A 13,852-nucleotide genomic window follows, 5' to 3' on the forward strand; every position below is an offset into this window, starting at 1 on the left:
TTTAATAAGCTCCTTCGATGTATGATTTGTTATTATTGCTCGTTTGGATATATACAAGCCAAGTGGGAATTGTACTTTAATATTATATTAATATATTACCAAAAGAGTAGTCCTGCTAAAGAATGATTATGCGGAGACTATTTTCCTGATGTTGAGATAGAATCGAACGATATTTCGGTTTCCTGCCAATATATAGTGTGAGATGAGAGAAAGGGGGAGATCAGGATTGGACAACGCAAGGAGGCGGGCAAATTTGACAAAGAATGATTTGGTGATTGCTCTTGTTGCGGAGACGCTGGCTGGCAGTCGTAAAGCTTACAGGGAACTGTATGATCAAACAATTCATACAGTCTATAGAACGGTGCATTTTCTGTTGGAAGAGAAAGTGGATGCTGATGATGTGGTGCAGGAAATTTATATTCATGTATATAAATCACTTGAGCAATTTGACGAAAGACGTCCTTTTCAGCCTTGGCTAATGGGAGTCGTTATGCGTCAGATCCGGACTTACCGGAGAAAACAATGGATGAGGCTACGAATCACAAACAGAGCAAAGAGGCTCGAACTTCATACATCTCATGATTTTTCTGAAGAAATTGTGAACAAGGTATCAAATCATGCGTTGTTATATGCTGTTCAGCAGCTTTCATTCAAGCTTAAACAGGTGATTGTGTTGCACTATTTGCAGGAATATTCCCAAGAGGAAATTTCCAACATTTTAGAGATACCATTAGGCACGGTGAAATCACGAATTCACGCGGCTTTGCAAAAGCTTCGATTGAAAGAGCAGCAGGAACATTTTCTAATCGGAAAGGTGGAGAAGATCCATGAAGCTTGAGCAAGAACTACGTAGGGTGATGCAGCAGGATGATGACCACATATTGGCTCCGGCTGAATTAAAAGAAAACATTATGGGTCAAATTGAACGGCTTGAAAAAGGAGGACCTAAACCTATGAAAAGGTATATTGTGATAACTCTTCTCGTAGTGTTATTACTGATTCCAACAGGTGCTTTTGCTACTTACACTTATTTGGCGGATACAATGTATGGTTCACAGGAAAAGCTAATTGAAATGGGAGGATCGCCAGAGGAATATAATAGAGTAGAATCCAAGTTGCAGCAGGCCCAGGGGCATTTAACGAAAGAGGAGTTCACTGTTTTTATAGGGTTATTGAGAGAACTCGGGGCCTATAATCTGAAAATGACGGATGAAAACGGCGCACTCCACAAGGAGCGCTTAAGCGCAGAGGAACAGCGTGGATATGATCATATATCTGCCAAGCTGGAGCCGTATTTTGACAAGTTGAATCAGGGAAAAGTGCTAACCCAAACGGACGATGGTAAAAAAGATGGCGGTGATTCTGCCATTTCGGGCACATTAGATTCAAAGGCCCACGCAGGCATCGATTTACAGGTTGAGCTGGACTATGCGAAAAAGGTTCTGACTGAGGATGAATTTGTAAAGTTTCGTGTACTGTTCACGAAGTTCTACGAGTATGTACCCCGCATTACAGGGGCCAAAGGTGTACTATATCCAGATCGTTTATCTGAGAGGGATAGAAAAGATTATGAGGAACAGTTAGAGTTGCTGCAGCCTTATTTTGATCAGTTTAATTCGCTTGAGTAGAAACAGTGGCGAAAATTAAGACGAAAAAGTGACATCTTTCTGGAAGGTTGACATACCCCATGGGGGTATATTATGATAAGGATATAACAAATGCATAAATGCATATATACACCACACAGGAGGCTGATGTATGGCTGAGGAGCAACCTGTTTCCCACACTCAAATCCATGAGAATCACTGTGGAACAGACGGGGAAAAGACAGTTAGAAAAAGTCATCATTCGGCAGAGTTCAAGAACAGCCTCGTATCCCGGTTGAACCGTATTGAAGGTCAGGTTCGCGGAATTAAGGGCTTGATTGAGAAGGATACCTACTGTGACGATGTACTGAACCAGATTGCGGCTGTCCAGTCCGCACTGAATGGTGTCGGTAAGCTGCTGCTGGAAGGGCATATGAAAAGCTGTGTCATTGAGCGCATGCAGGCAGGAGAGCAGGAAGTGATTGACGAGCTGCTGGTTACGGTCAAAAAGCTAATCCGTTAAGAGTAGTATTCATACACATTATGGGTACGGAAGTATCCCTGAGGAGGAAAAGAAATGGCACAAGTTACATTGAACGTTGAAGGTATGAGCTGCAATCATTGCGTGAAAGCAGTAGAAGGGGCTTTGGAGAAAGTTGGCGCTACCGGCAAGGTCAGCCTCGAAACGAAACAAGTGAATGTAGAATATGACGAGTCCAAGCTGAACGTTGAAGCTCTGAAAACAGCCATTGAAGACCAAGGCTATGATGTTGTTTAAGCTGAAGATATTTTATGTGTGAAAGACTTGTTTCGAAGGAGAAGCTTCCATATTAGAAGCTTTTTCTTTTTGGATATGATATACCCCACTGGGGTATAAGAGGAGGGTTACTATGGAAAACCGTGCGACCGACGGTGACAAGCAGACAACGCTTCACATTACGGGGATGTCCTGTGCCGCTTGCGCAAGCCGTATTGAGAAAGGTTTAAATCGAATAGATGGTGTGGCACAGGCTAATGTGAATTTGGCTTTGGAGCAGGCGTCGATATCCTATGATCCCAAGCAGGTGGAGATCCCTGAGTTTCGCGATAAAATTGCTTCTCTTGGGTTTGGAACTGTCAGTGAAGAAGCCAATCTGAATGTGACGGGCATGACTTGTGCGGCCTGTGCAACCCGGATTGAAAAGGGATTGAATCGGATGCCTGGTGTAACAGGTGCCACGGTAAACTTGGCGATGGAAACAGCTCATGTGGAATATGCCGCGGGGAGTATTGCGGTTGGTGATCTGGTGAGCAAGATTGAACAGCTAGGCTACGGAGCGATCCCGCAGAGCGCTGAGGACAATATCGCGGATGTGCGCAGTAAGGATATCCATCGTAAAAAATGGAAGTGGATTGTGTCCGCAGTGCTGTCGTTTCCGTTGTTGTGGGCGATGGTGGCTCATTTTTCCTTTACGTCATGGATTTATGTGCCGGAACTGTTCTTGAATCCATGGTTCCAACTAGTGCTGACAACGCCGATTCAGTTCGTCATTGGTTGGCAGTTTTATGTGGGCGCGTACAAAGCGCTTCGCAACGGGAGTTCGAATATGGATGTGTTAGTTGCACTGGGTACGTCTGCGGCTTATTTTTACAGCTTGTACCTTACGCTGCGTCCGTCTGATGTCATGGAGGGGATGGCGGGAATGCCTGTCATGACCATGCCAGAGCTGTATTACGAGACAAGTGCAGTACTAATTACGCTTATTTTAGTGGGTAAATGGTTCGAGGCGGTAGCCAAAGGGCGTTCGTCCGAGGCGATCAAGAGCCTGATGAGCTTACAGGCGACGACGGCACGTGTAGTACGTGATGGACAAGAGACTGATATACCGATCGAACAGGTACGTGTGAAGGATATCTTTATTGTACGACCCGGCGAGAAAATTCCTGTCGATGGTGTGGTTGTGGACGGACGTTCGGCAGTGGACGAATCCATGTTAAGTGGTGAGAGTCTTCCGGTTGAAAAAGAAGCGGGTTCCGCTGTTACAGGGGCGACGCTCAATAAAAACGGGGTATTACGTATTCAGGCCGAGCGTGTGGGTGGTGATACAGCGTTGTCCCGTATTATTAAGGTCGTGGAAGATGCGCAAAACTCCAAGGCCCCGATTCAGCGGATTGCGGATCAGATTTCCGGTATTTTTGTCCCCATTGTTGTTGCTATTGCTGTGTTAGCCTTTATCGTCTGGTTTTTCCTTGTGACGCCGACTGATTTTGCAGGCTCACTGGAGAAAATGATTGCAGTTCTCGTCATTGCTTGTCCTTGTGCGCTCGGATTGGCTACTCCAACGTCCATTATGGCAGGCTCGGGACGTGCCGCTGAATACGGTATTTTGTTCAAGGGCGGCGAGCATTTGGAAATGACCCGTTCAGTCAACGCAGTGGTATTGGATAAAACAGGAACAGTTACGAACGGCAAGCCAGAGCTGACAGATGTTATGGTTGGTGCAAGCGGCTTGGCTGAAAACGATTTGCTGCGGTTGCTCGGTGCAGCAGAAAAAAGCTCGGAGCATCCGCTGGCGGAAGCCATTGTAAAGGGGATTGCAGATCGAGGAATTGAGCTGGTAGGACCGACAGATTTTGAAAATATTCCGGGTTATGGTGTGAAAGCGCATGTGGAAGGTAAGCAGGTATTGGCGGGTACACGCCGATTGATGAGCAGGGAAGGCATCGCAATAGATGACTCAGCCGAGCAGTATATGAATGAGCTGGAAAACGCAGGGAAAACCGCGATGCTGGTCGCTGTGGACGGTTCCTATGCCGGACTGGTGGCTGTAGCGGACACGATTAAAGAAACGTCACGGGAGGCCGTTGCCCGTCTGCGGGCGATGAACATTGAAGTCATCATGATTACGGGTGACAATGAACGGACTGCGCGGGCTGTTGCCGCCGAGGCCGGGATTGAACGAGTGCTGGCGGAGGTGCTGCCTGAAGGAAAGGCTGAGGAAGTGAAACGGCTTCAGGAACAAGGCATGATCGTAGCTATGGTTGGGGATGGTATTAACGATGCGCCTGCGCTGGCTACTGCTAATATTGGGATGGCGATGGGCACGGGAACGGATGTGGCCATGGAGGCGGCGGATATTACCCTCATGCGCGGCAACCTGAACAGCATTCCTGACGCGATCGAAATGAGCCGCCGGACGATGACAAACATACGGCAAAATCTGTTTTGGGCGCTCGGTTATAACGTGATCGGTATTCCGATTGCCGCTTTGGGCTTCCTTGCTCCATGGTTGGCGGGAGCAGCCATGGCATTTAGCTCTGTTTCGGTTGTGCTAAATGCACTGCGTCTCCAACGGGTGAAGCTGTAAATGTATGGATGCACCAGCAGGATAGCGTGCTGCCGGACATCTGTAGCGAGATAAAGTTATTATCAGAGTATAGAGCAAGTACGCACAATTGGTTTTCTGCGTGCTTGCTTTTTGTTGTGTTTGTTTTTTTTAAAACCATACTGTTAACCCTCATCACGTCAGGTTGCTTATCATTCGCGAAAGTTTCATAATATTTGTAGGAGTGCCATGCAAGCATGCAAGAACTTCTTCGTATACTCACAGCTAGAAGTAGATAAAGAGCTTAAATTATGGATTAGGAGTGAAGCAGTCATGAATGATACGATTTCCTTGTTGATGAATCACCGGTCTGTGCGAAAGTTCAAGTCAGACGCCGCCGTTACCGACGAGCAGCTCGCAGCTATTGTGGCAGCTGGCCAAATGGCATCCTCGTCCAGTAATGTGCAGGCATATACCGTTATTGCCGTTACCGATCCTTCTTTAAAAACAAAACTGGCCGAGTTGGCAGGAGGGCAGGCTTACGTTGAGCAATGCCCCGCGTTTCTGGTATGGTGCGCAGATCTGTACCGTTTGAAGCAGGTCACACTCCACCATCAGCCAGGTCAGCCTTCCTATGAAGGGTCCGTCGAAAATTATACGGTTGCGACCATTGATGCCGCGTTAGCTGCACAAAATGCAGCGGTAGCCGCTGAATCACTGGGCCTGGGCATCGTCTACATTGGCGGCATTCGTACTAAAATAGCAGAGGTATCTGAGTTGCTAGGGTTGCCAGAGCTGGTGTATCCAGTGTTCGGTATGTGTATTGGTGTACCAGATCAGGAAACGGGCTTGCGCCCACGTCTTCCGCTGTCCGGTGTTTTGCATATGAACGGCTACGACAAAAATCAGACGATGAAAGCTGTAGAGGTATACGACCACACATCAGCCGAATATTTGAAGGAGCGTACGGGCGGTCAACGCTCCACGCCATGGTCTGAGCAAATGGCCGCGAGACTGACCGAGCCAGCACGTTTGCAGATGAAGCCATTTTTGGAACAGAAGGGTTTCTTGAAGCAATAAAAGCTGAGTAGCGACAAAAAACTCTGCAAAATACAAGAACCTCCTTATTTACGCATGATGATGTCCCGCGTAAATAAGGAGGTTCTTTGCTTTAGTTGCATGTTGTGGTTGTAAACCTTCCAGTGAGTAAATAGCTGGTATCCTTTATCAATCAGATAGTGAGTAAAAGCGTCTCGTATTTTCATGAAATAATTGACGCACGGCAGATTCATCTTGATGGGTCAGCTTGCTATACGCGCGAATGACGTCGGCAGTCATCCGTGGATGTGTCTGTTGTCCGGTAAAAGGCCCCTCGAACGGCCAGGGACCGTCTGTCTCTGCCATGATCTGATCAAACGGATACTGTCTTGCCAAACTGCGGATCTCTTCTTCGTACAGAAGATCCGGTGTGAAGGAGACATAATAGCCGTTCCGGGCCATACGTTCGGTTGTGGCGGCAGAGCCTTTAAACCAGTGAAAATGCGCCTGCGTGACGCTGTGACGTTCCAGAAGGTCACAGGCGATGTCTGCGTCCTCATAAACGGCGTGTAGGATAATGGGCTTGTTATGCTTGCTTGCAAACTGGATAAAACGCTCCAGCAGCGCTATGTAGGGAGCGAGGTCAAAAGGTGAACCACTCTGTGAGGCTTCCAGCCGATTGTAATAGGGCAAGCCGACTTCACCCACGGCGACCATCTGCTGTATATGTTCGTCCATCCAGTAGAACAAGAGGTCAAGCTCAGCTTGCGGTGGAAGAGTCTGTTCGGGATGAAAGCCAAAGGCTGGTCGTACCAGCTCGGGGTAACGCTTGGCTAACCGTAGATTGGCTCGGCTGGAGCCCAGATGCATCGACACGGCTATCACGGTTTGGACGCTGCTATCGGCAAGTGAAGCGAGCAATAACTCCTGTTGTTCAGGCGGGTAGCTGTCTACATGAATATGCGCGTCGATCAATGGAGCGGGCTCAATTGCGGTCAAATCCAAGCCTGGCTTTGTTTGGCTGTTCCATTTCAATGCACATCGAACTTTTACGTCACTCATGTCGATTCAATCCATCTTCCGGGATATTCTTGTGGACGCTCTGAGCATTGTCCATGTCGCCGTCCAGTTTGTACTTTTCCTCGCGCATCCAGCTGGTCATGGTCCGCTTCCATTCAATAAAGAGCGGATCGAGGGTGATTTCTTCCCTACGCGGGCGGGGAAAAGGGACATCTACGACATGCACCACCGAAGCAGGTCGCGCCGACAGCACATAGATGCGGTCGGAGAGCAGCAGTGCTTCTTCAATGCTGTGGGTAATAAACAGCACAGAACGGCGGTTCTTTTCCCACATACGTAATAACCATTGCTGCATGTCTGCACGTGTCAGCGCATCGAGTGCGCTGAACGGCTCATCCAGCAGCATTAATTCCTGCGGGCTGAGTAGTGCTCGTAGAAAGGCGGCGCGCTGTTGCATTCCACCAGACAGCGTATGTGGATACGCCTTGGCGAATTTACCAAGTCCAACCTGTTCGAGCCATTGCAAGGCTTCTTTGCGACGCTCGCGTTCACTTGCGTACTGAGGGGGGACTACTGTAGTCTTACGTGGAGCATTTTCCTGCCCAAGCAGTACGTTGTCCAGCGTGGTACGCCACGGAAAAAGGGCGGGCTGCTGCGGCATATAGCTGATATGCCCACGTTCACCAGTCATGTCCCGTCCGTGCATACGGATACGTCCCTGCTGGGGTTTGAGTAGCCCACCGATGATGTGAAACAGCGTGCTTTTGCCGCTGCCTGACGGACCGATGAGGGAAACGAATTCTCCCGGCTTGACTGTGAGGGATACATCCTGCAGTACGGGCAGTAAGCTTCGCTTTTCGCGGAAGGCAAGGCTGATCCCGTCCAATTCCAAAGCAGGAGGAGCAGTTGAAGGACTCTGTTGTTCCCCGGCTCGTTGTTCATTAGCCACGTTGTGTGATGATAAGTCAATCGGATGCAGACTCATACGCGCCACGTCCTTTCTTTGCTGTATTTAATTCAAGGAGGAAGCTACTCTCGATCGGGTTTCCAGCGAACCAACCATTTCTCCAGTAGTAAAATAACCACAAACATGAGTAAGCTGAGTGCGACAATAATGCCGATGGCTGCAAAAATGAGGTCCGTGCGATAGGCCGATTTTTGCAGCAGCATATAATATCCAATTCCTTCACTAGCTCCGATCCATTCGGCAATGATCGCGCCCATCACACTATAGGTAGCAGCAATTTTAACGCCAGAAAAGACTTGCGGCAGGGAATGTGGCAGCTCCAGCTTCATAAAAATAGACATGCGGCTTGCACCCGACATCCGCATATAGTTCATCATCGTACGGTCTGTTCGAGTCAGCCCGTCCATGGCCGCTACAGCCACGGGAAAAAAGCATACTAAGGTAATGACCATGAGCTTGGGCAGCACGCCAAAACCAAACCACACCATGAGCAGCGGACCCAGAGCGATGATCGGAATGTTTTGGCTAAGGATCAAGAGCGGGTATAGAGCAGATTTGAGAAAAGGAATCGTATGAAGAACGATGGCGATCAGCAGTCCCGTAGCTGTCCCTATAGCGAATCCCGCAAGTGTCAGACGAATTGTAGCCCATGTATGGGTGCCAAGCAACGCCGATTGCGCCATGCCCTCTTGTACGATGAGAGATGGAGCTGGCAGTAGCCAGGATTCAATATGTAAATAGGAAACCGCTCCCTGCCAAGCCGCTAAAAAGAAGAGGACCGCCACAAGGGGCGGCCATACGCTTTTCCACCAGGATGCGTTCTTGCCTTTCGGATTCATGGGCGATATTTCTCGGTCAGCTTGTTCATGCTGATGCCTTGTGGGTTATGTGCGATTTTGATCTGTGAAATGACGCTGGGACTGCCCGCTTCCGTCAAAGCCTCGTGCATTTCTTTAACCACTTTCAGCAACTCGTCGAGGTCGCCCTCCATGGTCGTATCCAGTGGATTCACCTGATGTTTGACGCCGGAGCGCTGAATGACCTCAATCGCCTTATCTACATACGGGTAAGAGTCCTCGTTATTAGGAGTTTTAGGGATTACTTGAATACTGAGCAGTGTGTTAGCCATGAAAATTCACCTGTCCTTTATTGTGGAGTTGTTTTGAGAAAATAGGGTGATTTAAGGCGGGGAGACCGCTTCGCGGTTCATTTGATCTTACGATCGCTGCGCTTCTCCAGATTCAAATGAACCGCTCCGCTGCCAACCGCCTTAAAAAGCACCTTAGTTTTTAAGCTAGGTTGTGTAGCATTTTTATAAAAGCAAAACAAGCAAAAGAACGAAGTGGGCGGAATGGTGCTCTACAAGCGTTAGCGTTCGCCTTTGTACCCAGATTTCAACCTCTGGATATTCATAAAAGAAATCTGGGTACAACAGCGATGGGAAGCAACATCCGACTGCGTAGTGGCACTTCGTTCACTTCTCTAGTTCAGTCTTATTTAACGTTTTAACAAATGATCAGCGCTTGGGCAAGAAGTCGTTTGTGAAGGCTTTATCCACTTCCAAAGGCTTGCTGAGCAGCTTGCGTTCGTACATCCAGTCCGAATAGTTTTGCCATACCTCCGCTTTTTGCACACCCCATTGCGCGGCATCGTCCTGATAACGCGGGCTTAGCCATTTTTGGCTGGCAAGTACCAGTTTTTTATCCAGCTCCGGTACAGCTTTGCTTAAGATGTCCGCGGCTTCTTCTGGATGGGCGATAGTGTATTCATAGCCTTGTGCGGTAGCGTTCATGAACGCTTTTACCAGTTCTGGATCATTTTTTATTGTCTGTTCGTTGCTCACAATTACAGGTGTATAGTAATCGAGGCTTTTGGAATAATCTTTTACATACAGCATATCCAATGGCTCACCTCGAAGCTGGGCTTCGATTCCGGTCCATGCGTAGAAAATCCAGGCAAAGTCGATATCCCGCTTCACGGCTGTAAAATAGTCTGCATTACCCATGTTGACGATCTTCACTTTGCTCACATCGCCTTTGTCTGAATCCATGATGGATTTCATGACCGCTTCTTCTACGGGAGAGCCCCAACCGCCGTATTTTTTACCTTCAAAATCTTTGGGGCTCTTAATTCCGCGATCTACTGGGGCTGCGAAGCCTGAGGTATTATGCTGAATCACCGCAGCGATGGATACAAGCGGCACGCCTTGCGTACGAGCCTGTGTGACGCCTTCTTGGTAGCTAATACCAAAAGGTGCAGCATTAGAGGCAACCATTTGATCGGCTCCACCTGAACCAGGTTGAATAATTTGGACATTCAAACCCGCTTTTTCGTAAAATCCTTTGTCCTTGGCAACATAGAGTCCCGTATGATTCGTATTGGGTGTCCAGTCGAGCACGACTTTAACATCTTTGAGCTCCTTTGCCGGAGTAGACGTTTGAGTGTTGGTTGCGGGAGCCGCTTCTTGGGATGTGGAGGGACTTCCACCGCAAGCGGTCAGGGTCAGGGCCATGAGCCACAGACTGATCAGTCCCAGGCTTAACATTTTCATGCGCTTCATCGTTGTGTTCTCTCCTTTAATTACCCGTTATCCGTCCAATCAGACAGCTTATGTTCCCCATTTTCATAAAAATAACATCTGCCGGACGCGATCTTTCCAACAACTTAATCTTCAACAAAAAAAGCGCCCCGAGGTTCCGGACGCTTGCGCTTGTATATACCAAAGTAAGGGATGGTCCTATGTAAAAAAGGCACATCTTGCTTAAGCATTCCTACGCTGGCATTACCCAGATCAGGTTGTAAGGGTCAGTGTCTTGGGACACACTCTCAGCCGGCCGATTCCAGCACCCCTGGCATTGTAAGGTTTAATGGGTTCATTTATTCGGGTTTACTACGACGATTATATGCCTTGAATGCGGGTCTGTCCAGCATGGAGGAAGAGATGACGGTTCATTTGCCGAACGACAGGGTACACTTTTACTGTGAGCTTTGATCTGAAAATGAGCATGCATCAATCCGATCTGATCGGGTCATGTTATTTTCAGAACAGCTGCGCAGGTAGGTTCAGATGGGCTGGTGCCCAATGGCATGGCCGTAGAGAATTCTAATTCGTGAAAAGGAGTTGTTGTACTGTGGGTAAAACGGAAACATTGGATCGTAGCCAACTAGAACAAGCCATTGTGAAGGCTTTGGATAACAACAAATTTTGCTCGTTAGGCACGGTAGAGGGTGGCAAACCGAAAGTACGCTATATGGCCCTTTTTAACGATGGAATGAACATTCATCTGGCGACAGATCGTAAAACGCATAAAGTGGATGAGCTAAAGGATAATCCGAATGCTTATCTGCTGCTGGGTTATGAAGTTGGCGGTACAAAGGAAGTCGTAGAAGTGGAGGCTACTGTCCAGATTACAGCTGATGAGGGGCTACGTAAACAAGTGTGGAACGATTCATTGAAGGAATGGTTTTCCGGACCGGATGATCCCGATTATGTCATTCTGGACGTGAATCCGACTCGCATTGAGTATGTGGGTCAGCAAACGGAGCGCCAAGTGTGGAATAAATAATGAGAATATAAATGGATAAACCAGTGAATCTCCGAGTTTTTTAGGAGGTTTGCTGGTTTTTTTATTTTTGAGAGAATTAATTATTTTTTCATAAATAATTTAAGTGAATGACTACTCTTTTGTCTGGCGTTGGATTAAAATAGAAATGGTGGGTTCAAGGCTTACATATATGTGCAAAAGTATGTATATGAGGCATACACCTTAATGAGGAGGGGTATATTTTGTTATTTCGTAAAAATTGGTTTAAAGGGTTTACAGCAATAGTTGTAGCTTGTAGCATGCTGGTGTTTTCGGCCGCTCCATCCTGGGCAGCTAGCGATTCTCGCGATAGCGCTACGGTGAATTTGCGGATCATGGAAACAACGGATATCCATGCGTCGCTGATGAACTATGATTACTATTCAGACAAAGAAACCAACGAATATGGCTTGATTAGCACAGCCAGTTTGATCCAACAGGCGCGCAGTGAAACAAGAAACAGCATGCTGTTCGATAACGGTGATTTGTTACAGGGCAATCCATTAGGCGATTATATGGCCAGAAACAAAACCTATGAAAAAGAAGGCGGTGTCCATCCAGTCTACAAGATGATGAACTTGATGGGCTATGATGCGGCGACAGTGGGCAACCACGAATTCAACTATGGTCTCGATTTTCTGGAAAAATCGCTCAAGGGAGCCGATTTCCCTTACGTAAATGCGAATGTTTATGTTGATAAGGGGGGGCAAGCTACTAAAAATTATTTTACCCCTTATCAAATTCTTGATAAAACGGTAACGGATGAGAAAGGTGAAGAGCATACGCTCAGAGTGGGTGTCATCGGCTTGGTCACACCTCAAATTATGCAGTGGGATGAAGCCAATTTGAAGGATAAAGTCGTTACGAAGGATATTGTGGAAACGGCGAAAAAGTTTATTCCTCAAATGAAGACGGAAGGTGCTGACATTATTGTCGTGCTTGCGCACACAGGTTATGAGGATGTGCCGCAAACGCCAATGATGGAGAATGCCGTTAAATATTTAAGCCAGGTGGACGGAATTAACGCTATTCTGTTTGGGCATGCTCATAAATCTTTCCCTGGTCCTGATTTTAAAGAAATGAAGGGTGTAGATCTAGATAAAGGGACCATTAACGGCGTACCGGCCGTGGAAGCTTCCTCATGGGGCAAGGAGCTGGGTATTATTGACCTGAGCCTGGAAAAGAAAAACCGCGAGTGGAACGTAACAAACTCTCAGTCTGAAGTACGTCCGGTTGTGAATACCACTAACCAGGCTGTGCAGTTTACTCCTGACTACAAACTGACAGATTCGATCAAGGAAGAGCATCAAGGAACCTTGGATTATATTCGTCAACCTGTCGGAACAACGACTGCACCGATTACCAGCTATTTTGCATTAGTGCAGGACGATCCTTCTATTCAAATCGTGACGAATGCACAGAAATGGTATGTTCAAAACCATCTTAAAGGAACTGAATACGAAAAACTTCCCGTATTGTCGGCAGGCGCTCCATTCAAGGCCGGCGGTCGAAACGGAGCCGAGTATTACACCAATATTCCTGAAGGTACGGTAGCGATTAAAAACGTATCCGACCTGTATGTGTATCCGAACACGGTTCATGCTGTAGAAGTGACCGGTGCTGAAATTCAGGAATGGCTGGAGTGGTCTGCAGGTCAGTTCAACCGCATTGATCCAAAGCAAACTGAGGAGCAATCGCTGATCAACAAAGATTTCCCAACCTACAATTTTGATGTCATTGACGGTGTGAATTACCAGATTGATGTAACTCAGCCTGCACGATATGATGCCAAGGGAACTATTATTGATTCTTCAGCTCATCGTATCAAGGATCTGCAATACAATGGAAAAGCTATTGATCCTGCGCAGAAATTTATCGTAGCCACCAATAACTATCGTGCTTCCTCATCCAAACTGGCCAACCCAGATGGCAAACGAATTGTGATGGCAGCACCGGATGAAAGTCGCCAGGTCATTGTTGACTATATCCGTACGAACGGAACGATTAATCCATCGGCGGATGGCAACTGGTCTATTGCTCCTTTTGGTCAGGCAAAGGTTACTTTCGAGTCCTCTCCTGATGCCAAAGACGTGCTGGCAGGAAATCAACAAATTTCATTCTTGAGCAGCGCGGCAGACGGCTTTGCCAAATACAGCTTAAAAGCTGGCGCTAAGCCTAGTGCAGCAACGACTCCTGTAAAGGAAGCTGTGGCTCCCGCGAAAGCAACAGCAAAGCCAGCTGTTAAAACGACCAAACCCGCGACTGTTAAACCAGCTAAAACAACGAAGCCAAAGGCGTCCAAATAACTTCGAACTTTAGTTTTCAATCAATATCAGAGTGAAGCAGCAAGTC

13 protein-coding genes and 1 riboswitch are annotated in these 13,852 nt (G+C 47.5%); of the genes, 8 read left to right on the plus strand and 5 right to left on the minus strand.

Annotated elements, in window-relative coordinates:
* Positions 1-253 precede the first annotated feature (253 nt).
* The 6 genes from AOU00_RS14800 (at position 254) to nfsA (ending at position 5,971) form a co-directional block, all read left to right on the plus strand.
* Positions 254-838, plus strand: a complete 585-nt coding sequence (locus AOU00_RS14800) for a sigma-70 family RNA polymerase sigma factor (RefSeq protein ID WP_069290913.1) — start codon at positions 254-256, stop codon at positions 836-838.
* Complete coding sequence (locus AOU00_RS14805) at positions 828-1,628, plus strand: DUF3600 domain-containing protein (RefSeq protein ID WP_069290914.1); 801 nt, start codon at positions 828-830, stop codon at positions 1,626-1,628. The genes AOU00_RS14800 and AOU00_RS14805 overlap by 11 nt, the downstream gene beginning before the upstream one ends.
* A gap of 130 nt (positions 1,629-1,758) precedes the next feature.
* The gene (locus tag AOU00_RS14810) at positions 1,759-2,109 is read left to right on the plus strand and encodes a metal-sensitive transcriptional regulator (protein ID WP_069290915.1); all 351 of its coding nucleotides are present in this window, start codon (positions 1,759-1,761) and stop codon (positions 2,107-2,109) included.
* A 54-nt stretch (positions 2,110-2,163) separates the two neighbouring features.
* Complete coding sequence (locus tag AOU00_RS14815) at positions 2,164-2,364, plus strand: copper ion binding protein (protein WP_013308457.1); 201 nt, start codon at positions 2,164-2,166, stop codon at positions 2,362-2,364.
* A gap of 112 nt (positions 2,365-2,476) precedes the next feature.
* Positions 2,477-4,933, plus strand: a complete 2,457-nt coding sequence (locus AOU00_RS14820; protein WP_069290916.1) for a heavy metal translocating P-type ATPase — start codon at positions 2,477-2,479, stop codon at positions 4,931-4,933.
* Between the two features lie 291 nt (positions 4,934-5,224).
* Positions 5,225-5,971, plus strand: coding sequence for an oxygen-insensitive NADPH nitroreductase (nfsA, locus tag AOU00_RS14825; RefSeq protein ID WP_069290917.1), 747 nt, complete (start codon positions 5,225-5,227; stop codon positions 5,969-5,971).
* Between the two features lie 147 nt (positions 5,972-6,118).
* Here the strand turns inward: nfsA and AOU00_RS14830 are convergent, their stop codons facing one another.
* From AOU00_RS14830 to AOU00_RS14850, 5 genes are all read right to left on the minus strand, one after another.
* On the minus strand, positions 6,119-6,991 hold the full coding sequence (locus AOU00_RS14830; protein WP_081330713.1) for a TatD family hydrolase: 873 nt from the start codon (positions 6,989-6,991) through the stop codon (positions 6,119-6,121).
* Positions 6,984-7,934 carry an ABC transporter ATP-binding protein gene (locus tag AOU00_RS14835; protein ID WP_069290918.1) on the minus strand — a complete coding sequence of 317 codons (951 nt, stop codon included), beginning with the start codon at positions 7,932-7,934 and terminating at the stop codon, positions 6,984-6,986. Before AOU00_RS14835 ends, AOU00_RS14830 begins: the two co-directional genes overlap by 8 nt.
* A gap of 44 nt (positions 7,935-7,978) precedes the next feature.
* Entirely contained in the window at positions 7,979-8,755 is a 777-nt protein-coding gene (locus AOU00_RS14840) for an ABC transporter permease (protein ID WP_069290919.1), read from the minus strand.
* Positions 8,752-9,045, minus strand: coding sequence for an MTH1187 family thiamine-binding protein (locus tag AOU00_RS14845; protein ID WP_069290920.1), 294 nt, complete (start codon positions 9,043-9,045; stop codon positions 8,752-8,754). Before AOU00_RS14845 ends, AOU00_RS14840 begins: the two co-directional genes overlap by 4 nt.
* A 387-nt stretch (positions 9,046-9,432) precedes the next feature.
* Positions 9,433-10,476 (minus strand): ABC transporter substrate-binding protein, encoded by a 1,044-nt coding sequence (locus AOU00_RS14850; protein WP_069290921.1) that lies wholly within the window; start codon positions 10,474-10,476, stop codon positions 9,433-9,435.
* A 191-nt stretch (positions 10,477-10,667) separates the two neighbouring features.
* Positions 10,668-10,777: riboswitch (TPP riboswitch) on the minus strand.
* Between the two features lie 270 nt (positions 10,778-11,047).
* Between AOU00_RS14850 and AOU00_RS14855 the strand changes: the two genes are divergently transcribed.
* Positions 11,048-11,482 carry a pyridoxamine 5'-phosphate oxidase family protein gene (locus AOU00_RS14855; RefSeq protein WP_061831133.1) on the plus strand — a complete coding sequence of 145 codons (435 nt, stop codon included), beginning with the start codon at positions 11,048-11,050 and terminating at the stop codon, positions 11,480-11,482.
* A gap of 221 nt (positions 11,483-11,703) precedes the next feature.
* Positions 11,704-13,806, plus strand: coding sequence for a bifunctional 2',3'-cyclic-nucleotide 2'-phosphodiesterase/3'-nucleotidase (locus AOU00_RS14860; RefSeq protein WP_069290922.1), 2,103 nt, complete (start codon positions 11,704-11,706; stop codon positions 13,804-13,806).
* Positions 13,807-13,852: the final 46 nt, after the last annotated feature.

The organism is Paenibacillus polymyxa (assembly GCF_001719045.1).
Taxonomy (GTDB): Bacteria; Bacillota; Bacilli; order Paenibacillales; family Paenibacillaceae; genus Paenibacillus; species Paenibacillus polymyxa_B.